The organism is Botryobacter ruber (assembly GCF_003347595.2).
Classification (GTDB): domain Bacteria; phylum Bacteroidota; class Bacteroidia; order Cytophagales; family Hymenobacteraceae; genus Pontibacter; species Pontibacter ruber_A.
In genome coordinates this window covers 45448-68948 of the sequence record NZ_QCZK02000041.1, presented here as the reverse complement: position 1 = coordinate 68948, position 23501 = coordinate 45448, and the positions used below count along the sequence as shown (strand labels likewise).

22 protein-coding genes are annotated in these 23501 nt (G+C 44.8%); 1 reads left to right on the top strand and 21 read right to left on the bottom strand.

Features of this window, described 5'->3' with window-relative positions; all coding sequences use genetic code 11:
- The first annotated feature begins 104 nt into the window (after positions 1–104).
- On the top strand, positions 105–323 hold the full coding sequence (locus DCW36_RS13150; protein WP_114778965.1) for a PspC domain-containing protein: 219 nt from the start codon (positions 105–107) through the stop codon (positions 321–323).
- On the opposite strand, the gene DCW36_RS13145 is transcribed toward DCW36_RS13150, so the two are convergent.
- The 21 genes from DCW36_RS13145 to DCW36_RS13045 all read right to left on the bottom strand — a co-directional run bounded on the left by DCW36_RS13145 (position 318) and on the right by DCW36_RS13045 (position 23302).
- Positions 318–1340: a glycosyltransferase family 2 protein gene (locus DCW36_RS13145; protein WP_114778963.1), complete on the bottom strand. Its 1023-nt coding sequence runs from the start codon at positions 1338–1340 to the stop codon at positions 318–320. The two genes, DCW36_RS13150 and DCW36_RS13145, sit on opposite strands and share 6 nt — an antisense overlap.
- Complete coding sequence (locus tag DCW36_RS13140) at positions 1330–1665, bottom strand: YbaB/EbfC family nucleoid-associated protein (protein WP_114778961.1); 336 nt, start codon at positions 1663–1665, stop codon at positions 1330–1332. Before DCW36_RS13140 ends, DCW36_RS13145 begins: the two co-directional genes overlap by 11 nt.
- Before the next feature lie 82 nt (positions 1666–1747).
- The gene (locus tag DCW36_RS13135; RefSeq protein WP_164891129.1) at positions 1748–3160 is read right to left on the bottom strand and encodes a T9SS type B sorting domain-containing protein; all 1413 of its coding nucleotides are present in this window, start codon (positions 3158–3160) and stop codon (positions 1748–1750) included.
- 204 nt (positions 3161–3364) lie between these two features.
- The gene (hutH, locus tag DCW36_RS13130) at positions 3365–4855 is read right to left on the bottom strand and encodes a histidine ammonia-lyase (RefSeq protein ID WP_114778944.1); all 1491 of its coding nucleotides are present in this window, start codon (positions 4853–4855) and stop codon (positions 3365–3367) included.
- Positions 4855–6342, bottom strand: coding sequence for a histidine--tRNA ligase (gene hisS / locus DCW36_RS13125; protein ID WP_114778942.1), 1488 nt, complete (start codon positions 6340–6342; stop codon positions 4855–4857). The genes hutH and hisS overlap by 1 nt, the downstream gene beginning before the upstream one ends.
- Positions 6343–6623: 281 nt before the next feature.
- Positions 6624–8006 (bottom strand): undecaprenyl-phosphate glucose phosphotransferase, encoded by a 1383-nt coding sequence (locus DCW36_RS13120; RefSeq protein WP_114778940.1) that lies wholly within the window; start codon positions 8004–8006, stop codon positions 6624–6626.
- Between the two features lie 58 nt (positions 8007–8064).
- Positions 8065–9261 (bottom strand): O-antigen ligase family protein, encoded by a 1197-nt coding sequence (locus DCW36_RS13115; protein WP_164891128.1) that lies wholly within the window; start codon positions 9259–9261, stop codon positions 8065–8067.
- Between the two features lie 25 nt (positions 9262–9286).
- Positions 9287–10429: a glycosyltransferase family 4 protein gene (locus DCW36_RS13110; RefSeq protein WP_114778936.1), complete on the bottom strand. Its 1143-nt coding sequence runs from the start codon at positions 10427–10429 to the stop codon at positions 9287–9289.
- A 126-nt stretch (positions 10430–10555) separates the two neighbouring features.
- Positions 10556–11674 (bottom strand): glycosyltransferase family 4 protein, encoded by a 1119-nt coding sequence (locus DCW36_RS13105; RefSeq protein WP_205702929.1) that lies wholly within the window; start codon positions 11672–11674, stop codon positions 10556–10558.
- Positions 11675–11912: 238 nt separating this feature from the next.
- A complete protein-coding gene (locus DCW36_RS13100) occupies positions 11913–12419 on the bottom strand; it encodes a D-glycero-alpha-D-manno-heptose-1,7-bisphosphate 7-phosphatase (RefSeq protein WP_164891127.1) in 507 nt (168 codons plus the stop codon).
- A 10-nt stretch (positions 12420–12429) separates the two neighbouring features.
- Positions 12430–13170: a nucleotidyltransferase family protein gene (locus DCW36_RS13095; RefSeq protein WP_114778932.1), complete on the bottom strand. Its 741-nt coding sequence runs from the start codon at positions 13168–13170 to the stop codon at positions 12430–12432.
- A gap of 125 nt (positions 13171–13295) precedes the next feature.
- The gene (locus tag DCW36_RS13090; protein ID WP_240676171.1) at positions 13296–13631 is read right to left on the bottom strand and encodes an SIS domain-containing protein; all 336 of its coding nucleotides are present in this window, start codon (positions 13629–13631) and stop codon (positions 13296–13298) included.
- A gap of 87 nt (positions 13632–13718) precedes the next feature.
- Positions 13719–14774, bottom strand: a complete 1056-nt coding sequence (locus DCW36_RS13085) for a GHMP family kinase ATP-binding protein (RefSeq protein ID WP_205702928.1) — start codon at positions 14772–14774, stop codon at positions 13719–13721.
- A 34-nt stretch (positions 14775–14808) separates the two neighbouring features.
- Positions 14809–16107 (bottom strand): hypothetical protein, encoded by a 1299-nt coding sequence (locus tag DCW36_RS13080; RefSeq protein ID WP_125185177.1) that lies wholly within the window; start codon positions 16105–16107, stop codon positions 14809–14811.
- 3 nt (positions 16108–16110) lie between these two features.
- Entirely contained in the window at positions 16111–17091 is a 981-nt protein-coding gene (locus tag DCW36_RS13075; RefSeq protein WP_114778927.1) for a glycosyltransferase family 2 protein, read from the bottom strand.
- 47 nt (positions 17092–17138) lie between these two features.
- Entirely contained in the window at positions 17139–18080 is a 942-nt protein-coding gene (locus DCW36_RS13070; protein ID WP_114778925.1) for a glycosyltransferase family 2 protein, read from the bottom strand.
- 24 nt (positions 18081–18104) lie between these two features.
- Complete coding sequence (locus tag DCW36_RS13065; RefSeq protein WP_114778923.1) at positions 18105–19076, bottom strand: glycosyltransferase family 2 protein; 972 nt, start codon at positions 19074–19076, stop codon at positions 18105–18107.
- Between the two features lie 12 nt (positions 19077–19088).
- A complete protein-coding gene (locus DCW36_RS13060; RefSeq protein ID WP_125185176.1) occupies positions 19089–20102 on the bottom strand; it encodes a glycosyltransferase family 2 protein in 1014 nt (337 codons plus the stop codon).
- 4 nt (positions 20103–20106) lie between these two features.
- The gene (locus DCW36_RS13055; RefSeq protein ID WP_114778919.1) at positions 20107–21066 is read right to left on the bottom strand and encodes a hypothetical protein; all 960 of its coding nucleotides are present in this window, start codon (positions 21064–21066) and stop codon (positions 20107–20109) included.
- Positions 21067–21111: 45 nt separating this feature from the next.
- Complete coding sequence (locus tag DCW36_RS13050; RefSeq protein WP_164891125.1) at positions 21112–22401, bottom strand: lipopolysaccharide biosynthesis protein; 1290 nt, start codon at positions 22399–22401, stop codon at positions 21112–21114.
- 121 nt (positions 22402–22522) lie between these two features.
- The gene (locus DCW36_RS13045) at positions 22523–23302 is read right to left on the bottom strand and encodes a DUF268 domain-containing protein (RefSeq protein WP_114778915.1); all 780 of its coding nucleotides are present in this window, start codon (positions 23300–23302) and stop codon (positions 22523–22525) included.
- Between the last annotated feature and the right edge of the window lie 199 nt (positions 23303–23501).

Here is a 23501-nt window from a genome sequence, read left to right as displayed (position 1 = left end):
ACAGGAATATGTTGCTTTTTACGTGTAGTGGTGTGGCTTTTTTATTTAAAATTTTGAAGTAAGCGGGAAAACGGATATTTTTAAAGTTAAATTAGAAGTACAAGATGAAACAGCTCCAGTTTTTTATTCAGTCTCAGGCGTTTGGTGTCTGCACCATGCTCGGTGAAAAGTTTGGAATTGCTTCCGGCAGTATCCGTTTATCCTTTATTTATTTGTCCTTCCTAACGTTCGGATCGCCGGTTTTAATATACCTGATGCTTGCTTTTTGGATGAATGTGCAGAAACATTTCAGACGGGAGCGCAGCACGATCTGGGATCTATAGTTCCTGAACAGATTTTTTCCGCCGGATAAAATATTCCCATACAATACTGCCTTTAAATACGCCCACCATATCGGGGAAAGTGCCTTTGTGAAGCTGCGCTTTTCTGCGCCGGTGCCAGTAGCGCCCGTTTCGGATCAGGTCGACGTGTGCATTGAGCACGGCCTGCGCATCTTTTGTCTGCCCATATGCCAGCATACGTCCTGCCGCTAACCAATCCAGCAGCACCCGCGTTACCAGCGTTGCCACCAGCTGTGAGCCGGGCAGGTTTTTATAAAGCAGGGCCAGACCGTTCCGGAAATTCAGGTACGTTTTACGGGGGTTGGACTTGTGCAGCGTACCGCCACCCACATGATACACCTGGCTGTGGCCGTTATACATTATTTTATACCCGGCATTTTTAGCGCGCCAGCAAAAATCTATCTCTTCCATGTGCGCAAAAAAAGCAGGCTCCAGTCCGCCCAAGGCATGATACACAGAAGCCCGGACGAACATGCAGGCGCCCGTGGCCCAGAAAACTTCTTTAATATCATTGTACTGCCCTGTGTCTTTTTCGATGTGCTCGAACAGGCGGCCGCGGCAATAGGGGTAACCCAACGAATCGAGCAGGCCACCGGCCGCACCAGCGTATTCGAATAAGTCGGGTTGGAGTTGAGCCTTTATTTTAGGCTGACTGACAGCAATCCGGCGGTCGGCATCCATCAGGCTTACGACAGGCCCGATCCAGTTTGGTGTGACTGCCACATCCGAATTTAGCAGCACATAATAGGTAGCTTCCACCTGTTTCAGGGCCTGGTTATAGCCCTCGCAGAAGCCTAAATTTGTTTCGTGCCGAATAATGCGCACAGTCGGGAAATGCTCCTGCAGGAATTGTACCGAGGTATCGGTAGAGGCATTGTCGGCCACGATCACCTCGCAGCCGGTACTATGCGCTACTACCAAGGGGAGGAACTCCTGCAGAAAACGCAGGCCGTTCCAGTTAAGAATAACAATGGCTGTGTGCCGGGTATTATAGGCCAAAGTTTCCTAAATCTAATCCGGGGATGTTTGGAAGCAGGCCTTCCGTTTGTTTTTTCATTTCTTCCTGGGCTCTTTCGCCGGCTTTTTCCATCGCGTTGTTCACGGCAGCCACTACCAGGTCGTTTACCATGTCGCGGTCGTTGGTATTGAGAATAGAGTCGTCTATTTCTATTTTTAACAATTTACGCTGCCCGTTTACAGTTGCCTTTACCAGTCCTGCACCTGACTCCGCGGTAACGGTTATATGCTGCAGGTTATCCTGCGCTTCCTTCATTTTTGCCTGGACTTCTTTCATTTTGCCCAGCATTCCATACATGTCGAACATGATTTCTATAGTTTTATGTAAGGCTGTTTTTTGGCAACAGCCTGTTTTGTGAAACAAATATACAAAATGGCACCAAAATGCCTTATCTAATTAACGTAACTGTTCCTGTGCGTGTACGGGAGGTGCCGTCTGCTGCTTTTACGTTTATTTCGTACACGTAGGCGGCTTGCGGTAAGGGTTTTCCCCGGTAGGTTCCGTCCCAGCCTGTTGTGGCATCGGCAGAAGTGTATACCACCTGGCCCAGGTGGTTGTAAATCCGGATACTGAAATCCTGGTAGAATTTCCCTTTTACTTCAAAAACGTCGTTCAGTCCGTCGCCGTTTGGCGTGAAGCCACTGGGGACATACAGCCGCACAGGTTGCGGCACCACTTCGGTATTTGAATAAGATACGTAATTCCCGTTGCCGGAGGTGGCTTTGATGCGGTAGCGCAGAACAGGTTCGTTTAGAGCAGCAGGGTTATGGGTGTAGGTATTGCCGGTAACGGGAATTGTTGAAATGACATTGTTTTGCAGGCCGAGCACTTCCACTATAAACTGATTGGCACTACCTGGTGCACCAACTGCCGTTAACCATTCTAACAGAATCTGTTCTTCAGCAAGTGCTGAAGCCGTGAGAACAACAGTACACACCGTTGGGCTGACTTGTTCGGTTCCGCAGGCATCGGTAGCACGGATACGGTAGCAGCGGGGTTGGTTCGTGTTTAGATGCTGCTTGGTCAGTGTCATGGTTCCTGCCTGCTGCACACCCTGGACAGGCTCACTGGAGATTAGCGCCTGGCTGCTGCTGATTTCTTCCAGGAAATAGGTAAAGTTCGGATCAAGCTGGTTAAACACAAATTGAGCAACTCCGTCGGTGGTTCCTTTGCTTACCAGCGTCAGCTCTGCGAGTTGCGGTTCGGGTAAAGCCGGAAGCGTTGTAATGGATTTCGTTGCGGGAGTTGTTTCGCAGTTAGCCTGATTATGCCTGCCGGTCAGGGTAAGGGTGTAGGTGCCGTTGATTGCGTAGGTGTGAGGCGTTTCCTGCCCGGATGTTATCTCGACCGCAGATGTGCCGTCGCCAAAGGAAAGGCTGTAGCGTGCATAGGTCTGGTCGGTAACCGTAACCTTTACCGTTTGACCAGAGCAAACTTCAGCTGTAAAAGCAGGTGCGGCTATGGCCTTTACTACAAACTGGCGCGCGTAGGTGGCGTTTTCGCCATCCAGGTTACCGAATTGGGTAACAGTGTAGGTGCCGGGACGGGTAAAGGTAAATGATTTTGCCCTGGCTTCGGGCGTGTTAAAGTCGAGGCCGTTGCTGCTGTCGTAGTCGTAGTATTCCTTGTCGGCATCTATGCCGGCACAGTCCCGGAAGTACACCTGCTGCCCTACACAAAACACGCTTACCTCGTTACCTCCCACAGGCGCGTCATAGGCTTTAAAACACCGCGGCGGGGTGTCCTGCGCCAGAGCTGCTGTTTGGTAAAGGAGCGGAAACAGGATCAGGAGGTACTTCAAAATTACTTGTTTAGTTGGTTTGATAAACATGACGGAAGCCGGATTGCAACTCCCGCCAGGCAGAAACTTTCTTCAGCCTGCCATTTTTGGGTGCCAAAAGGTTTTCTGCAGCTGCCACCACAGCCACTGCACCTCCTCATGCAGGAGCATGCCTCTTTCCTGCAAACGCAGGAAAGCCAATGGTAGTATTTATAACAGTGTCAGCTACAGCGTATACTCATTCAGAAACCGGATGCTTGTTTTCAGGTCCTGGTGCAGTTCCCGGTCTGCAGCAACAAAGGGCACATTTTTCCGAAACGCCGCCACCAGCTGCTCCAGTTGCAGGGAGGTTTTAGCCGGACGGCGGAATTCCAGCGCCTGCACCGCATTCATGAGCTCGATGGCCAGCAGCCGTTCCACGTTCTGCACCACTTTGTAGAGTTTGGTGGCGGCATTGGCGCCCATGCTTACATGGTCTTCCTGGCCGTTGGAAGAAGGTATGGTGTCGACGGATGCAGGGGTGCAGAGCTGCTTATTCTGGCTTACGATAGAAGCGGCCGTGTACTGGCTGATCATAAACCCGGAATTCAGGCCCGGTTCCGCTACCAGGAAGCGGGGAAGCCCGCGGGCGCCGGAAATAAGCTGGAACGTGCGCCGCTCCGAAATACTGCCGAGCTCCGCCAGGGCAATCGCCAGGAAATCGAGGGCCAGGGCCAGCGGTTGCCCATGAAAATTACCGCCTGTAATTATCTCGTCTTCCTCCGGAAAAATAACCGGGTTGTCGGTAACGGCGTTGAGTTCTGTTGTAAAAGCTGCCAGGGCATAAGTTAACGCGTCTTTCGTGGCGCCATGCACCTGCGGTATGCACCGGAAGGAGTAAGGGTCCTGCAAATGCGTTTTTTCCCGGGAAATCAGTTCACTTCCTGCCAGCAGGTTGCTGATGGTGGTGGCGGTTTCGGTATGGCCGTGGTGCGGCCGCACACGGTGCAGCTGCGGACTGAAAGGCTCCAAACGTCCGTCGAAAGCCTCCAGCGACAACGCCCCGATCACATCCGCCAGCTTTACCAGTTTACGGGCTTTCAGCAGGCTCCAGGTGCCATAGGCGGTCATGAACTGCGTGCCATTGAGCAGGGCCAGTCCTTCTTTTGCCATCAGCTTGACAGGCTCCCAGCCGAACATTTCCAGCACGTGTTTGCTGTCGAGCTTAAAATCCTGGAAATACACTTCGCCCAGGCCCAGCAGCGGGAGGCTCAGGTGTGCGAGCGGCACCAGGTCGCCGCTGGCGCCCAGCGAACCAAGCTGGTACACCACCGGGTAAACATCGCGGTTATAAAAATCGACCAGCCGCTTCACGGTTTTCAGCTGCACACCGCTATGGCCGTATGCCAGCGCCTGTACCTTCAGCAGCAGCATGAGTTTTATTATTTCTGCCGGCACCTCGCCGCCGGTACCGCAGGCATGCGACTTGAGGAGGTTGAGCTGCAGCAACTCCAGGTCTTTGTCTGAAATTTTAGTATCGTACAGCGCCCCAAACCCGGTGTTGATGCCGTACAGGTTGGTGTGGGTCCCTTTTAGTTTCTGGTGCAGGTACACATGGCAGCGCACAATCCGGTCTTCGGCCTCCGGCGAAAGCGCGAGGCTATATTTCTGGCTGATAATAGTTTCCAGCTGCTCCAGGCTCAGGTGATCTGCGGAAATGCTGTGTACCGTGCTCATCAGGCTTCTGGTGTAAGTAACTGCGTGATGATTTCCGGCAAGGTCATGTCCTGCTGCTCGCCCGACTGCATGTTGCGCAGCTTCAGCTTACCTGAGGCCATTTCTTCCGACCCGATCAAAATCACAAACGGGATTTTCTTTTGGTCGGCGTAGTTCATCTGCTTTTTCAGTTTGGTGGCTTCCGGGTAAAGCTCTGCCGAAATGCCTGCATCGCGCAGAGCCTGCAACAACGGCAGCGCGTACAACTCCGACTCCTTATCGAACTGCACCAGCAGCACCCGCGTACCCACCTGGCTGCTTTCCGGGAACAGCTGCAGCTCTTCCAGCACATCGTAAATGCGGTCTACGCCAAACGAAAAACCCACGCCCGATACGCCCGGAAGCCCGAACATGCCCGTCAGGTTATCATAGCGGCCGCCACCACTGATGCTGCCCATGCTTACGTTGTTTACCTTTACTTCAAAAATGCATCCGGTATAGTAGGAGAGGCCCCTAGCCAAGGTTGGATCGAATTCTAATCTTTCAAAGTGATTAAATTTAAACCCTTTCAAGTAAGTTTCCACACCTTTTAAATCAGTGATAGCTTTTTTGTGTTTCCAGTCTGTTATGTTATCCGGATTGTTTAAATCGTTAATTGTTATTTTTTGTTCATTCAATTCAAAAGTATCATCGATTTCACCAATTGGACTTTTAATTTTATTCGCCAGTGAAAGGAGCTTTTCATCAAATGTTCCAGAAACTTTTAATATTTCAAACAGTTGATCAATTCGGCTATCTAAATAACCTTTTTCTAGTAATTCCTTACGCACGCCTGCTTGACCAACTTTATCCAGTTTATCGATAGCTACGCAAATCTCGCCTTCTTTTCCTTTCGCGCCGATGGATTCAGCCATGCCAGCTAATATGCCGCGGTGGTTTATTTTGATCGTGAAGTCGGTCAGGCCCAGGGTCGTGAGCACTTCGTCGATCATCTGCACAATCTCCGCCTCGCACAGCAGCGAGTTAGTGCCTACCACATCGGCGTCGCACTGGTAAAATTCACGGTAGCGCCCCTTCTGCGGACGGTCGGCCCGCCACACCGGCTGTATCTGGTAGCGCTTGAACGGGAAGGTAATGTCGTTGCGGTGCATCACCACAAAGCGGGCAAAAGGCACGGTTAAGTCGTAGCGAAGGGCACGTTCGGTGATGGCCGGAGTTGAGTAAGGCTGGCTCAGCAGCTTGTTCCAGTGCTCCTGCAGTTTTTCCTTTTCGGCCTCCTTCTTTTCGTGCAGCCCGTTATTCAGGATTTTGAACATCAGCTGGTCGCCTTCTTCCCCGTACTTGCCGGTCAGTACCGACAGTTGCTCCATGGCGGGCGTTTCGAGGGGCAGGTATCCGAATTTCTGAAAAGTGCGTTTGATAACGCTGAAAATATAGTTTCGCTTGACCACCACGGCGGGGCCAAAGTCGCGTGTTCCTTTTGGTATAGATGGTTTTTCTTTGCTCATGTGTTCTGAGTTTGCCTGCGAAGTTACAAAATCGGCGCAAATGCAGGAAATTTAGCTGGCGGCTTCGGGAGCTAATGCTGCAGAATCAGGAGAAGATGTGCAGAGGCTGTGGTAACAGCGGCAGCAGACTTTTTCGGCGATAAACTATTTGCTGCAGCTGCCACCATTCCCGCTGCACCTGCTGCAAGCGCAAAGGGAAGGCCGAATTGTGCAGCAGGAGGAAATTACGCTCCCTGGCATTGTGAAGGAACGAGAGAAGTTTTAACAGGAGAGAGGGGGCTTTAAAAAGCCTTGTCGTCGCCCCGCAGCATGTTATAAACGGTAAAGAAAATTATTTTGAGATCGAGCAGGAAGGTCCAGTTTTCCAGGTAAAAGATGTCGAGTTTTACCCTGCCCCGGATCTGGTAGACTTCGCTGGTGTCGCCGCGGTAGCCCCTGACCTGCGATAAGCCCGTAATGCCGGGTTTAATAAAATGCCGTACCATGTATTTATCTACAATCATGGCATACTCCTCGTTCAGCTTTAACATGTGCGGGCGCGGACCTACTATAGACATATGTCCTAAAAAAACATTAAAGAACTGCGGAAACTCGTCTAGGCTGGACTTCCGAAGAAAATCGCCGATCCGGGTTATCCGGGCATCTCCGCGGGCCGTGCCTTTTACGCTGTTGTCTGAATGAGTGTACATGGAGCGGAGCTTAAAGCACCTAAACACTTTATTGTCCATTCCCATCCGGTCCTGTATAAAGAACACAGGCCCCTTGGAATCCAGCTTGATGAGGATGGCTAGAACAGGAAGCAGCCAGGATAAAATGAAAACAATCACAAAGAGTGAAAAACCGATATCGAATATACGCTTCAGCATTTTATTGATGGCATCATCCAGGGGAATAGAACGGAGAATGAGCACCGGGATCATGTCGTAGAAATCTATCTTAAATTTCTTGAACTCGAAGTTGCCCGGTTCCGGCAGAAACTTCATCCGGACGAGGTTTTTATCCACGAAATCCAGCAGCCGGATAACCTGCTCCTTGGATAACTCATAAGGCGAGCAGTAAATTTCGTCTACTTCATTCTCGAGCACAAACCGTTCGATGTCTTCAACTTTGCCCACCACATGGGGCTGCCCGACGGCCTGATCATCGAAAAAACCGATAAAGCGGTAGGCATATTCGGGGTGCATGTTAAAGAAGCGCCGAAGCTCCTGCCCGGCATCGCCGTAGCCGACAATAATTACTTTGCGGGAGTTGTAGCCTTTTTTGCGGAAGTACCGGATGGTATAGGTTACAAAAAGACGCCAGAACAACACCAGGCCCAACAGGATGATGTAATGTAAGATCAGGAAAGTCCTGGAAAAAATCTGTACATTGATGATGTTAAAAGCAGCCTCCAGTAAAAGCACGTAAAGCAGCACTACCTTCACGGCATCGAGCAGGACCTGCAGCGTGCGGGCTATGCGGTAATACCTGTACGTTCCCAGCAGTAAGGCACAAACAACCCAGGCTACAAGTGAGTAGAGTAAAATATTCAGATAGCCCGATCCGGAGAAACCGCTTATAGTTCCATTTACAATACCAAATGCAGTAATGGATGAAATCACTACGGCAGCGATATCTCCAACAGAGTGAACTAACTTGATGTATTTGATATATAATCTGGGCATAGGGTATTCAGCACACAAATATCTGCAAATATAGGTTTAAATGATATTGCTTTGTGTGCTATGCATGGGTTTTAGGGACGTAATCCTTTTTGGGTGAAACAAAGAGCGCTGAAAAAAATGTAAAAAACACCAGCCCTTTCTGCGAGCCCAGGACACTTTCGGTCATGCTGCACAGCATGATGAGCAGGGTAAAAGCGGTTAGCAGGTAAATTTTTAACGTAAGGGAAAGGTAGAGCAACTGGAGCAAATAAGCCAGGAAAACAAGAAGTCCCACAATACCCAGCGCAACCAACAGCTGTATGTACTGGTTGTGCGGGTCCAGATGATTTTCTACGCCTTCGGAATAGCCTATGCGGTAATATTCCCGGGTCAGCCTGTCTTTCACGTCGCCGGGGCCAACGCCGGCCAGCGGGTTTTCCGAAATAAGGTTAAAACTGCCCTGCCACATTTGCCTGCGCTGGTCAAAGCCGGTTCCCTCGCTTATTTTCTGTTTCAGGTAAGGGGTGTTGGTAATAACCACATACGAGGCTACGAGAACAGCAAACAGCACCCCTACGGAAAGCAGGAATTTCCGGCGGTAGAGCAAATAAGCCATAAAACCGGAGGTAAGGATAATCAAACCGGCAATGAGCGCTGTACGGGAGGAAAGCATTACCGTAAAGGCCAGCAGGTAAAACAACAGCACGGCATACAGTATGCTTTTGGCTGGCCTGCTTTTTTCAAAGGTATACATCACACAAAAATAAGCCGCAATAATAGCGCTCATGATGGTATACATGCTGAAGTAGGGAGAGTGAAAATCGAGTTGCTTGGGCAGAAAATAGGAGAAATACACCCAATCCACGTTCAGAAAGCTTCCCTGGGCACGGTACTGGTCCAGTATAAAAATTTTATGGAGCAACATGCCTGTACTTATCAGTGAGGCTGCAACGTTACCCGCAATAAAGGCTTTCAGGTAGTTGTTGCAGTCTCTTCGTGTTAGCTGGGCGGATGTAAAAGCAAGCGGCAAAAGGATAAAGGTACTTTTCAGTTCCAGTTCAGCACCAGCTGCTTTGGTGTTGGCACTGTAAAGGAGCCCGATGATATACAGGCCATAAAAAATGTAAAGCAGCAGGAACGTGCGTTGCTTCAGAACAAGCTTTAAATCCTGTACGGGGGTAAGTTTGCTGAGCCAGATTACAGCGGTAAGGATAACAAATAATGAATTGATTTTAATGGCAAAAGGCATTGACAGCACAAAGCCGAACAATGCCATCTTTAAGACTGAATTTCTGTCAGGTTTACTTTTGAACATATAAAGATCCACTCTGCGGATAAAGCGTGGCAGCCAGCTTCTGTTGGATATAAGTTGTTATGTTTTCCTTAAAAACATTAATGCTGAATCTTTCGGCATTTTCCCTGATGGCATACGGATCAAAGCGGGCTGCCTGGGCTTCGAACTGCTCCAAGGCATCGGTTAATGCGGCAACAGTCTGATTTTTAAACAAAATTCCTGTTTTTCCATGTATTACTGTTTCGCAGGCGCCACCTCTTCCAAAGGCTATCACCGGGGTTCCGCAAGCCTGGGCTTCTACCGGAACAATACCAAAGTCTTCTTCGGCTGCAAAGATAAATGCTTTTGCCTTTTGTAAATGCTGCCGGAGAACGTCGAAGCGCTGATAGCCCAGCAGCGTAACATTTTTAGTAGCTTTGGCTTTTATCTTATTAAAATCCGGTCCTTCGCCTATCACCACCAGCTTTTTATCGGGCTGACCGGCAAAAGCCTCCACGATCAGGTCCACTTTTTTATAGGGGACCATGCGGGAGGCAGTCAGGTAAAAGTTTTCTTTTACCGGCTCCACCTGAAAGCTTTCTACTGCTACCGGTGGGTAAATAACTTCTGCATCGCGCTGGTATACTTTTTTGATGCGCCTGGCAATATAAGCTGAGTTGGCCACAAAATGATCCACGCGATTGGCAGTTGTGTAATCCCACATCCGGATGTAGTGCAGCATCGATTTGGCGATAAAGCCTTTCAAGCCTTTTGCCAGCCCGGACTCCTGCAGGTACTGGTGATACAAATCCCAGGCATAGCGGATGGGGGAGTGGCAATAGCAGATATGGACCTGGTTCGCATGGGTAAGAATGCCCTTGGCAACGGCATGGCTGCTGGAGAGCACCAGGTCAAACCCAGACAGGTCCAGTTGCTCGATGGCCAGGGGCATGAGCGCCAGGTAATTCCGATAGTGTTTCCGGGCAAAAGGTAGTTTCTGTATAAACGTGGTGGTTACCTCCTTGTGCAGAATGTGCTGCTTCAGGTGTTCGGGCATAAAGTCGATCACGGCAAACAACCTCGCATCAGGGTACAGATGCAGCAACTGTTCAACCACTCTTTCAGAGCCGGAATAATCTACAAACCATTCATGTACAATCGCTACTTTCACACTTAACTTGTTGTTTCTGCTGCCGCCATGCAGTGCATTAAGCTGTTTTGTGGCGGAGTAGGTTTGTTTTCTGTTGAATAAGTTCTTTTGGTAGTGTCCTTAAAATCTAGCATACTCAGGTTCCGGTCAGGAACTTATCAACTCTTCGACAATCTGAATATGCTTCTCTGCTGTGGTCTTCCAAGGAAATTTGCGCACGTGTTCCTGACCACTCTGGCGCAGTTCCTCAAGTTTATTTTTGTTTGTTAATAGCGCATGCAATTTCTCCTTAAGATCAACTGCATCAGTAGGATTAAACAGCAATGCAGCAGGACCACTTATTTCAGGGATACTGGCTGCATTCGATGCAATAACAGGGCACCCACACGCCATGGCTTCAAGGGGAGGCGTGCCAAAACCTTCATAAATCGAAGGAAAAACAAACAAAGATGCAGAATTATAAATTAAGGGCAAATACTCATTTTCGACAAATCCAGTAAAATATACATTATCCTTTAGAAAGTCATCTTCTTTTAGCTTGGCGGCAATTTTATCATCACCAGTTATAAAACCTTCTCTTTTTCCAACTATTACCAATCCAAATGGCGATTTATATTCCTGCTGTAACAAAGTGTAAGCCTGTAGAAGGGTGATAAGATTTTTATGAGGCTTTACGTTACCTACGTAAAGGATAAAATTCTCGGGTAAGCCTGGGTATACAGTTTGTAGCAGATGCTTGGCCTGCTCTTTGTCATGCTTCTTGAATAGTTTCGTATCAATACCAGGATAAACAACCGTAAACACCTCCCGAGGAATGCTGGTGTATTTGCTCAGCTCATTTTTAGAAAAATTAGATACCGTAATTACTTTATCCGAACGGGTTGCGGCGGCTTTGAGCATAACTTTTGCATAAAGCTGCTGAGGCAGCGGGAATGTGTGCCTGTAGGCCAGATGATAAGCGTCATGCATAGTAACAAGCCGCTTTTTGGCCTTTATCGGGAGCAATGGGATATTGTAATGCGGCGACCAGAATATATCGCATTTAGGAATTTTTATGGACAGTTCTATCTGTTCTTTAAGAGAGTATATAGGAGCAACACATGGAATGATAGTGGCATTTTCTGCCCAGCTGTATTTTGAAAGCAATTCGGGGTTGCCTATTAAGTATGTGTTAAATTTCTTTATAAAAAAAGGTATAAGGTTCTGCAGGTAATTGCCTATGCCTGATGCTTCAATCATGCGGGCGTCAATGGTTAGCGTATGCATATGGTTGTTGTTACTCTAAAACAAGTTCTCTCTAGTCAGTTACGAATACAAATACAGTAACAGGATTAAAGTCTGTGCAAGTTAGCAGATAATCTGCTAAGCTACCACCTGCAGGGCAACCCGGATGCAAGAATGCAATACTTCTTAAATCTGCTACTGCCATCATACCTACTGCTCCTAAATTGACTTTATACTTGAGCAAAAACTGGAGAGACTCACCCTATAACACCTGATAAATTTATCTGGGGGTGAATAGCTGATCTGCCTCAGCAAGAAGAGTATGGGAATCTGGAATGGTTAGGTCAGCGATTTGGCTGGTTCGGGTGGAGAAGAATATTGTTTTGATACCTAGCTTTTTTGCAGGGATAATGTCTGTCTCTGCATCACCGATCATCCAAGAGTTGGCGAAGTCAACATTGTATTTTTCAGCAGCCTTCAGAAACAATTGCTCATTTGGCTTTCGGCAGCCACATTGGTCCTGCACAAGATGCGGACAAACAAAAAAATCATCAATCAGACTGCCTGTTTTTTGATTTATCAGGCGATGAATTGTATCTAAAGCAGTCAAGCTTAATAACCCCTTGCCTACGCATTGCTGGTTCGTAATGACCAGAATCAACCGGAAATGCTTTTTAGCCCAGGCCATAAAAGCCGGAATACCAGGCAAAATTTCCAGGTCCTGTTCAGAAAGAACATAAGAATTGTCGATTTTTACATTTATAACGCCATCTCTGTCGAGAAACAACGTGTCGAACTTATGATTGTATAACATTTTGCAGGAGTGTTTGTGCCGTCTGATAATCTTCCGGTATCCCAATATCGATAAAGGTTCCAGGAAATACCTTTCCGTATGCCTGAAGGCTACTGATGTGCTGCTGCAAGAAGTCCAACTCGAACGAAAATTTAGCTGGCAGTTCGAATTCAGTTAAGGCACTTCTATGCAAATAGTAAACGCCGCCGTTGATGGTTAATGACGGTGCATAGCCAGAATCTTTTTCTTTAAATGAGATAATTTTATCCGTTTCGTCACGAATAACTTGGCCATATCGTTGGGAGTATGATATCTGTTTTAGAGCGAGTGCCACTTTGGCCCCTTTTTGTTGTGCAAAGTTTTCTAATGTTCGTAACCCAATATCAAAATATGTGTCACCGTTTAGAACAAAAAAGGATTCGCCTGCAATAAGATTTGCTGCTTGAGTAATGGCGCCTCCTGTACCAAGCAATTCTTTTTCGATGCTGTAACTAATCCGAAGCCCAAATCTGTTTTTCTCGTCAGAATAATGTTCTTGAATTACTTCATTTAAATGGCCTACTGCCAGCACAACCTGCTTCACCTGGTTTTTAGCCAGGGAAAAAAGTATATAATCCAAGAAATGCCGACCGGCAACCTCCGCCATTGGTTTTGGTAAGTCTTTTACGACTGATTGAAGCCTTGTGCCTAGACCACCCGCTAATACGATAGCCTCTTTAGTTCCTGAATTCTCCAAATAACTCATTTTCTACTATTTCACATATAATATGACCTATGATGATATGCGCCTCTTGAATTCTAGGAATATCCATTAATGGCACATTCACTAACATTCCAACCTCCGAACACAACAATCCACCGTCTGCCCTTTTAAAGGCAATGGTAAGCATCTTTTTTATTTGCTTCTCTAAAAGCAATAACAAAGTTTGTGGAGTTTCCAGATGTAGATATACCCACTAAAATATCTCCTTGCTGGGCTGTGGCTTTAATTAACCTTGGATAGATCAGGTCACAAGAATAATCGTTCGCGACAGCAGTAAGATAGGAAGTGTTAACGTGCAGCGCTTCAGCAATTAAAGACTCCCTATCAAAGTAAATTTGTCCGTATGGTTCAGCAGCCAAGTGCTGAGCATCAGCAGCGCTGCCTCCATTATACCTTTCTACCTGAACGAAAAGCAGAAACCATCCGCCCTGCAACCTTTTCAATCAGCTAAATAAGTTCTGAGTTATTAAGAAGAGCTTCTTGTAATGAAAGATTTTCCTCAAATCCGGAAATTATTTTCGATTTTATTTTTAACGGGCTTTCCAAGTTATAACACCCTTGTCATAATAATTTACTCTTTCTACCAGTCCACCAAATTCTTTTAGGACATTCATTACATTATAAATAGCACTGCTGCTAACATAGAACATCATATAACCTCCTCCACCGGCACCTGATATTTTACCGCCTAAAGCTCCATTGCTAATCGCTGCATTGTAAATCTCATCAACTACTGGATTACTGATTTCGTCAGCCATATTTTTCTTAGAAATCCAGCTTTCATGCAAGAGATTTCCGATCTCATTTAACTTTCCCCTTAACAGAACTTCCTTCATATTATAGGCTAATTCCTTTAAAGAGTGCATTGCCTGAATAGATTTAACAGATTTTGATGTCACGTTAGTAACTTGGGCATCTATTATTTTAGAAGATAGGCGAGAAGTTCCTGTATAATATTGCAGCATTGAGAACTCCAGTTCATGAATGAATTTTTCTTTTATCCGCAGAGGGTTAACAACAACCCGGTCAGCATAAAACTCCATGAAATTAAAGCCTCCAAATGTAGCAGCATACTGATCTTGTTTTCCGCCAGATAGGCCTAAGTCCTCACGCTCAATACTATAAGCTAATTGGGCAATATCATACTCACCCAAAGGTAAGCCCAGCCATTCGGCAAAGGCAGCCACAATGGCCACTACCAAGGTGGAAGAAGAGCCTAGACCAGAACCGGGAGGAGCCTCCACAAAGGTTTCGAGTTGGTAGTTAAGTGGCTTTTTAATATTAAATTCTCGTTTTATCCGGTTATGTATACCTTTCAGTAATGTAAGTTTCCCATCACTCATGTCAAATACATCTACATCACTAAAAGAATAATTTTGGCCTATGTCGTAGCATTTGAATATAACCTGATCCTGTTTCAGCGGAATTAAAGTGGCATATGCAAATTTGGTTATGGTCGCGTTTAATATGGCACCACCAAATTCGTCGCTGTACGGGCTAACATCTGTGCCGCCTCCTGCTAAACCAAGTCGTAACGGTGCTTTTGAGCGAATTATCATATATAAATTAGATTCAAACTTTGGCAAGTTATTAATAGGGTCAAATTCAAGCGCTTCTACCTTATATAAGCCGCCTGCTGTTTTTCTTAACTATCAAGTACTGTGCTAACAGAAGACCAAAAAAGAGCCAGTAAAGGACAAAATTAACACGGCCTGCCAAAGCAGAGTTAATAAAATTGGCCGAATAAAAATAGGCACTTATTGCTACAAAGGACATACAGATTTGTTTAAGGGGTAGATTTGTAGTCTTGTAAAAGGTTCTGAAGGCAAAAATTACACAGCTGATGTAAAAGAGCAAATACAATGAACCTAATAACATGCCATTCTCTAAAAACAGCTGAAACCAAAAACCATCGGTAATAATTTTTTTTTCATCGTTTCCACTTGGGCCTTGAGTTCCAACTCCTGCACCAACTAATGGCTTTTTCTGCAGGTACTTAATTGAATTTATAATCTGAATAATATGCACGTTAGTAGACATCTTAGAACTTGCCTCTTTACCTATAACGCGTTGCACTAGAAAGGTGTCTCTGTAATAATAGCCTGCTGAAAGAATGAGCGTTACCAGCAAGGCTATTGTAAAAAAACCTTTCATCAGAAATTTAATGGAAAAACGGGCATAACGCAGATACAAAATAACCAACAAGACGATTAAAATACCCACCAGAGTCGCTCTTGTAAATGTTAGAATGTTGGCAGCAGTTATTAGCAACAAGACCAACAGGTACTTTTTACGCCACTCGAAAATGTACTTCGATAAATAATAGGAGAAGAGGATAATTGTAAAACTTGCATAAATAATCGTATTGCCCAGTAAAGCCGTTGGTCTTACAATATCGGTTCCAAAAAAGCCAAAGCGCCCTTCTCCTCTAAGCACAAGCAAAGAACGGGGCAGTTGTGAGGAGAAAACAAATTGTATAATTGAAAAGCCAACCAGGAGCAGGCTGAAAAATAAAAAAATTTTAAAAATGCTCTTAATCTGACCCTCATCTTTGATCATGAGTGGTAAATATATTAATAAGGTGCTGTATATAAGATTGTTTCTTAAACCTAATACACGTTCTGGAAATGGATTTTCATCCAAAAAGATAAGTTTTAGTGTAGTTAAGAGCAGCAGAAGTAACCAGAAAACTGTATAAAAAAAATAATATTTATTCAAACTTAGCCCAAACAGATAACTATAGGCAAGCACCAGTAACAGGTGAGCAAGCATCAGGAGAAAAAGAAAGTCGGTCAGTAATGTGCTAAGATTTATTGATGTAAAGGATAAAAAGTTGGTGATAAAACCGTATAGCAGTAACACTACTACAAGGGTCTTAACAGTAAGATTGGAAAATGAAATTCTAGTTGATAGAGCCATTAATCAATTGGTTTTTAGAATAAGTAAGATAACTTTTCTCGCTCTCTTAAATTGTAATCTTCCTATGCGTAAAATTACTGATGCTATAAGTGATATGTAAAGCCGTAGTAATTTTTGGGGATAAAATTTCTTAATATAAATTATTTTACTTCTAATCCCATGAAAATCAGCTAAGCCGCTTTTTTTGTGGCCTTCTGAACTAGACCCAATTGTCTTGCCTTCTTTGTGAAATATCTTGCTAGACGAAACGAAACCAAGTTTATATCCGCATAATCTTGCCCTGGTAGCCCAGTCAAGTTCTTCAAAATAAAGGAAGTAGCTTTCATCTAATAAGCCCACATCTTCAACCAGGGCTCTGCTTACAAACATGGAGGCTCCTACTACATAATCCTGCTTTACTTCTTCAATGTCAAATTGCCCTTCGTCTTTCTGGTTTTCACCAATGTGGCTGGAACGAAATGTAGACAGGCTGAACTTTCCGCCCACTGCCTGCAGTGTATCCGGTTGGTGGTAATAAAGGAGTTTAGAGCCCCATATTCCTGTTTTTTGTTTGTGTAGGCAGGCGTTTTCAGCTTTATGCACAAGTTCTGTAAGGCTGTTTGCTGCCACTGTGGTATCGTTGTTGAGAAGCCACAGGTAATCGCAGTCACTTTGCTGAAGTGCCAGTTTGATACCTAGGTTGTTGCCTGCTGCAAAGCCGCTATTATGACTCGAGCGAATTAAAGTAACGACAGTTTCCGGAGCTATTTTTTTTTCAAGTATTCCGGTGTCATCCATCAAAGTAAATGCAGCAGGATTATTACTGAATGTGGCTACAGCCCAATCTGTCAGATGCTTGACGGAATCGTTTGGGGAATTATTATCTATTACAATTGCAGACCAGTTTTTGTAAACCAACTGCTGTAAACTCTGCAGGCATTCAATGGTATCTTCCCACCCCTTATAATTTAATAAAATAATAAAAACTTTAGGCACTGAAGGCATATATACTGCAGGAGATTAATAATCTATGCAATATAAGAGATTTTACGCTAAGCTCGTAGCAGTACGTTCAACGCTTTACGGAACGTACTGCCATAAAAGCCGTATTTCAGGATCAGGACCTTCCTATAAATAAAATCCTTCTCTTTTAATGAGATAAAAGCTGTCAGTGTCTCTTCTGCCTTGGGTCGGTTTGATACTAATTTTTGGTATCTGGTATAAAATGCTTTAGCCTGATCTATTTCAGGTTGTAGCAGGCCTGCATTTTGTTGTTTAAGTTTTATATATCCACTTTTTAGCTTCTGAACAACCGATTTGGAACGTGCTCCGATTACATTATTTGAATGCTGCCGATAGAGTACGGTGGGTTCCTCCAGATAGGCTACTTTTCCGAAACAGGTAGCAGTCAGCAAGATCCATACATCGTGCATTAGGGCTTCCGGTGGAATGGGTAAGGCAAGGTTTGCAGTAACTTTATTGAGGAGCATGGTACAGCCCGTGGCTACATTTTCAACTAAAACCTTGTTCAGTTGATGGTTTGTGGGGACTAATTGCATGAACTGCCAGTAGGAAGGACTTATGGCAGCTAACTTTTCATCTACTACACGCAGGTCAGAAAAAACCAGGGCAGGCTTGTCTTTCCCGTTCGATGCCTCCAGTTGCTGTAGCTTATGCAGGCTAATTTCCAGTTTTGTGGGGAGCCAGACATCATCCTGGTCTGCCAGAGCAATGTAGTCTCCCGTTGCCTGTGTTATGGCCCTTGCAAAATTCTGCGCCGCTCCCTGGCGTTCTTTGTTTATAGTGTAGCATAAGCGGAAATGGGAGGCATACTTCTCCAGTATCTGCTGTGTATTGTCTGAAGAAAGGTCATCGCATACAATAACTTCCAGGTTCTGGTACGTCTGGTTGAAAATCGACTCCAGTTGCTCTTCCAGGTATCTTTCGCCATTGTAGGTAGCCATTACAACAGAAATGAGCGGGTTGTATTTCATATCGATGTATCTCCCGGTAGACTTTTATGTCTGATCATTAAATGTTAGTCCAATTTTAGCCAGAGCTTTCCTGCTTCCATACTTCAATATATCCATAATGAAACATTTGCGGAGGAGCTGGCTTTGCCGGTGGAGTGCCGTACTTATTTGTCCGCTAGCCGCATTTTTTAGGATAATCCGAAATAACAGGAAACAAACCTTTTGCTTTTCCTTTGCCAGCACTTGCTTGTGTAACTGGCTCATCTCTCCTTGATGAAGGCGTTCTTTTAACTCCAGTTCATTTATTCTCATTTTCCATTTGTCCTGGCTAATACTAACACTGTGCATTCTCACCAGGGCATCAGTCTGCTTCAGCTCAAGATACTGGAACCGAATGCCTCGCATGGCAAACCTGAGCCACATGTCCCAGTCTTCAATTAGTAGCAGCGTTTCGTCAAATGTACCGGCAATTTCAAAGGCTCTTTTACGGATGAGCGGCGAATTTACTGGCATTATGTTGTTTTTCAACAGTGGCACCAGAATGTCATCACCCTGGCCTGAAACTCTTGGCATCCATTCCAGCTGCTCTCCGGAAACGTTTTTATAATATATAGCAGGCTCATTAGAGTAAAAATATTTTACATTACCATAAACCAAATCAACCTCCGGATGATTGGCCAAGTAAGTTGCCTGTACTTTAAATTTGTGTTTTTCAAGCAAATCATCGGCATCAAGTAACTGGATATATTCTCCTCTAGCGATTTTAATACCGCTGTTACGGGCAACTGAGAGCCCTTTGTTTGGCTGTGATATAAGCCTGAAACGTGAATCTCCCTTAATAAATTCTGATACTATTGCTATTGTGTTATCAGTTGAACCATCATTTACAATAACGCACTCCCAAACCTGATATGATTGCTCCTTAAGATTTTGTAAGGTTTCAGTAACCAGATGCCCATAATTATAACAAGGTACAATAACTGTAATAAGGGGCTGCTCTATTATCATGTTCTGCATAAGCAATGGCTTTCAATCAAAGCTAAAGATTGAACTCCCTTTTAGTTTAGACCTCATCAGCTTACAAAACTGTGCAGCACTGCTAAGGGGTGAGCACAGAATCTGTCGGTATGCCCATATTCCCTGGCCGGAAACTTTACAGGTTTCGTACCATTTATGTGCAACTACGATTCTAAAAGCAGCTGATGGATAGTATTTAGTTTTTTCATTAGCCAGAAGTATCCTTAATAACCATTGCTCTGCGGCTTTAATAAACTCTTTACACGATGGTATATCAAGTTGGCCAATGCGTGTATGAAGTTCCAGCTCATCAGGCGAAGGGAAAATTTCCAGTTGCGTCAGCTGTTCGGCAGCAATTCCTTTCAGGTTGGCCGCAAGTGCTTCTGCTTTTGTCTTACTTATATTGCGTTGGTGAATTCTGTATTTGCTTAATACCTCCTTTAGGTTAGCTACTTTATGTTTGACTGAAATTCTGGTCCATAAATCATAATCTTCTGCAAGCGGGTACTCAGAACGGTACGCTACGGGAGGCAGGGCTGTTTTGCGTACCATAACTGCCGATTGGGCAAAGTAATTCTGAAACAGCAGAATGCCAGGAATAAACTCAGGAGCAGCATCATATTTCTGTGTTTCCAAATAAACCCCGTTGCTGTCGATCAGGTCAACATAAGATCCTACCAAACCAAAATCAGGATTTGAATCCAGGAATTTCACCTGCTTTTCCAACCTTTCCGGCAGGGCAATATCATCGCTGTCGAGCATGGCAAGATAGGCTCCGCTGCAGGCTGCTATGCCTTTGTTCCGGGTGCTGGTTAAGCCCAGGTTGGCAGGGTTATTAATAACTTTAATTCTTTTATCGTGGCTAAGTTCCTGTATAATGGCTGCAGTTCCATCTGTAGAGCCGTCGTTTACAATAATCAGCTCAAAATCTCGAAAAGTTTGGCACAGGATGCTTTTCACCGCTTCCCGAATATAAAATTCGCCGTTATAGACCGGCATTATGACGGATACCTGTGGTGTGGACATCTGACTAAGCAAAGTTTGATCTTTTAATAAATGTAAGCTCTACCTCCTGATGTGCACTTGTGTTCTTAAAATGACGGAGTTTCCTGAAATCAAGCTGAAAGCCTGCTTGCCATTGCAGAAGCAGTTCCTGCGATGAAAGGTTGCCGGCTATATTATTATTTTCAAGCTGTACTTTATTGCAGGGGATGTTCATGATAAGCGATTTCTTACATGCAATTCCTAGGCGTTCGGCGTATACCGGCATATAATCCTGCAGGGCTTCTTCCAGCGAATTAGGTGCTCTAAACTGACAGTTCTGTATTATGATTTTAATTTCGGCTGTCCTGAACAAGTGGCCATCTACTGACAACGGATACCCCCAGTCCAGCGCCCCGTCCTTCCACTGCCACATCAGCCATTCAGAACCAGCAGCCATATGGGTTCTGAATGACGGCAGGGGCTGTCGTTGCTGCAGGGTATATGAGAAGTTAAGGTTTAAGCCCAGCCGAAGCGTAGGTACAAAGTAGTCCGGATTAAATTTTACAAATTCTGTTAAATCAAACGGCTCGGTAAAAACAATATCATCTACCAGAAAAAAAAGCTTTTCTGTGTTAATCGTGTCCAGCAATTTTAGCAGGTCTTTCCGAAAGCTGTTTTCTTTCTCAAATGTTACAGGATGGTTCCTGAACAAAGCCGCCACCTGCTCATACGCATGGCCATGGGCAGCATCAGAGACTGTATAGAGTACCCGGATCGTGGCCTGACCGGTAACTAGCTCAAAGAAACTGCTTAGAAGTGCATGTAACTGTATAGCCCGGTCTTTTGAGAAAATAATTATACTAACCGTAGTACCTTCCTCTATCGGCTGGGCAATAGCATTCCTGTAGTTTACCAGCTTTTCAAGTGTTGCACAGTAGCTGTGGAACCTGGTGTCTGTTTCAGGTCTTAACTTATGAAGAACTTTTTTTAATATTTGCTTAACCACGTTTGTTATTGTTCGGCCAATAAAGTATTAGCCTATGCGCCGGAATTAACTAACTTGTCTCTTCTGTCTCAGAATATAACTACTTTGTGCAGTAGAAAGTAAAAACCATGCAAAGTTACTGAATAATGCAGCCATTCCGGCTCCAATAAGGCCGAAATGCTTTAAAAAAATGACATTTAAAAGAACATTTAGTAGGCCTGATGTTATAATATTTACAACCAGTGCCTTAGACTTTTTTAAAAACAAGATTGGCGAACTGATAAGCTGTGCCAGAAAATAAAAGGCAAAACTCCCTACCAGGAAAGGGATAAGTACCAGGGAACCATAATAACTTCTGTCGATAAATGTTTTTGCCAGTATATAACTAAGGAAGGCGAGCAGTACAAACAGCCCTGATACAGCAAGAGTCATTCTGGTTTTATGTTGCTTGAAATTATTATTGGCAAAACGTTCAAAAATATAGGGGGTGTAAACCCCAAGGACAGGTGCTATGAGCAATGGCTCATACACAGACGAAAATTTATATGCTACAGAAAATAGACCTACACTGCGCTCACCTAATATAAAACCGATCAGCCACCGGTCTACTCCGGACAGAACCCAGTATGAAAGAGAAGAGATTATAAAAGGAAGGCCAGTCCTGATGTAATGGAGGGACTTTCCCAAAGTGAAGTTAGAAAAGTCGGGTCTGATTTTTTTTATAAATAAAAACAGGGGATAAACCAGCGACAGCAGGAGCAGGCTGCAATTGCTGAACAGTATTCCTGTAACACCAAGTCTCAGGTAATAGACCAGGTAAATATTCAGACCTGCTGTTAGCAAGCCTAAAAACAGCTTGTTTAGCGTCAGGTTTAAGGCTTTCTTAGAAATCTGAAGGATAGAAAAGAAAAGGTTCTGGTAAAAAAGCAGAAAGCTACTGGCAATGGTTAGCAAAGCAATTAGAAAACTTACAGGCTGCTCGAACAGGAGATAGTCAAAATAGAAAAGTGCAAAACCTGATAGCAGAAACAACGGAAAGCCCAGCAAAGAATAAGTGCCAATTACAGTAGCCACCATTTCTTTCCTTTTGGCAGGATTTAGGTGGTAGTACTCCACATACACTGCCTGCGCCAGTCCAAAAGAAAAAAGTATGCTCAGTACTGTAATAAGGGTATTTAACAGCTCCAGAAAGCCATATTCGGCCGGAGCCAGGACTTTCGTGTAAAGCGGAATAAGAAAAAAAGAGATTCCTTTTAAGAATAACGCGCCTGAAGAATAGATAAACAGGTTTCTTAAAAAATTGGACCTGAACAATTTATTCCGGACTAAGCGGAAAACGTCTATTGCTTTTTGCACGGTATTTATCGGTCTAGAACTTATCAAAAGCTGGATTATCCTTGCGGGGGACAGAAGCCGCCAGATGCTTCGCAAAAATGCTGCTCCGCAGGATGCACGCTGAGGCTTTGGTAGGTATACCCTATTTCTTTACCAGTTCAAAAATGCCGCAGCCATAGGTGCACCCGCAGTTGGAAGCGATCAGTTCTTCTGTTAACTGAACATGCTCGTGCATGTTGCCTTTGTCGTCTACGTACGAAAAATTTTCTACTGTATAGTTAGCCGAGAAAAGGCTGAGCAGGTAGGAAAGACTGAACACCCTATGCGCGTTAAATTCGATACGCTGCGGCCCAATGGGCGTGGAAAAATAAAATCTGCCGTTTTTCTGCAGGACATTGTAAATATTGTTCAGGCCTTTCAGGTGCCCTTCAACATCAATAGGGTCGTTATAGCGGCCTAAGCCAAAGTGTTCGATTGCGTGCAGGCAGGAGATGGAGTCGGTATAATCTTTCAGGGCAGGATTTGGCTCCATAAAATCAGCCTGCACAAACCTGATGTTGCCAACGGTACTGACCAAGGGGCGGATGTCGAAAACTTCAATCTCCCTGAAAGAGGCAACATGGGCTACAAAACCATCTGTTCGGGAGCCTATATCCACATGCTTCGTCGGATTATTTTTAAAAATCTGTTTCGCCACAAACAAATCCTGATGAAAATAATGACCTGAAAGAGTACCGCCTTCTGATGTTTTATCGAGCAGTATCGGTCGGAATGTTTTTATCTCAAAATCGTTACGCTGCGAGAGCTGTTGCTTTACTTTTTTAAGATCCCTGTAATACCACCCTAACCCTTGTATGTTTTGTAAGGCTATACGAGGGTCGAAACCAAAAAAATTCAGGATGTTTAATACTTTATGAACCATGTATATATTAATGGGAAAAGGAATGAATCGAACCCGGCACCCTATTTTACTACTGTTGCTTATGCAGCCTATGCACCATAAGCAGCATGCAGTCACCTGCTGTTGTGTTTGTCAGCCAGGCGTTAGCAGCAAAAGGCCAATAATTAAACCGGCTATAACGTTTGCTTTAATGTATGCTGAATTAAGAGGCAAGATAGTA

What these genes read in the sequence shown, in the direction of transcription:
- DCW36_RS13080 (WP_125185177.1), bottom strand. Translation starts at nt 16,107, where the DNA reads ATGGCTCTATCAACTAGAATTTCATTTTCCAATCTTACTGTTAAGACC.
- hutH (WP_114778944.1), bottom strand. Translation starts at nt 4,855, where the DNA reads ATGAGCACGGTACACAGCATTTCCGCAGATCACCTGAGCCTGGAGCAG.
- DCW36_RS13140 (WP_114778961.1), bottom strand. Translation starts at nt 1,665, where the DNA reads ATGTTCGACATGTATGGAATGCTGGGCAAAATGAAAGAAGTCCAGGCA.
- DCW36_RS13150 (WP_114778965.1), top strand. Translation starts at nt 105, where the DNA reads ATGAAACAGCTCCAGTTTTTTATTCAGTCTCAGGCGTTTGGTGTCTGC.
- DCW36_RS13105 (WP_205702929.1), bottom strand. Translation starts at nt 11,674, where the DNA reads ATGCATACGCTAACCATTGACGCCCGCATGATTGAAGCATCAGGCATA.
- hisS (WP_114778942.1), bottom strand. Translation starts at nt 6,342, where the DNA reads ATGAGCAAAGAAAAACCATCTATACCAAAAGGAACACGCGACTTTGGC.
- DCW36_RS13115 (WP_164891128.1), bottom strand. Translation starts at nt 9,261, where the DNA reads ATGGCATTGTTCGGCTTTGTGCTGTCAATGCCTTTTGCCATTAAAATC.
- DCW36_RS13070 (WP_114778925.1), bottom strand. Translation starts at nt 18,080, where the DNA reads ATGAAATACAACCCGCTCATTTCTGTTGTAATGGCTACCTACAATGGC.
- DCW36_RS13075 (WP_114778927.1), bottom strand. Translation starts at nt 17,091, where the DNA reads ATGCCTTCAGTGCCTAAAGTTTTTATTATTTTATTAAATTATAAGGGG.
- DCW36_RS13095 (WP_114778932.1), bottom strand. Translation starts at nt 13,170, where the DNA reads ATGAGTTATTTGGAGAATTCAGGAACTAAAGAGGCTATCGTATTAGCG.
- DCW36_RS13065 (WP_114778923.1), bottom strand. Translation starts at nt 19,076, where the DNA reads ATGCAGAACATGATAATAGAGCAGCCCCTTATTACAGTTATTGTACCT.
- DCW36_RS13045 (WP_114778915.1), bottom strand. Translation starts at nt 23,302, where the DNA reads ATGGTTCATAAAGTATTAAACATCCTGAATTTTTTTGGTTTCGACCCT.
- DCW36_RS13120 (WP_114778940.1), bottom strand. Translation starts at nt 8,006, where the DNA reads ATGCCCAGATTATATATCAAATACATCAAGTTAGTTCACTCTGTTGGA.
- DCW36_RS13060 (WP_125185176.1), bottom strand. Translation starts at nt 20,102, where the DNA reads ATGTCCACACCACAGGTATCCGTCATAATGCCGGTCTATAACGGCGAA.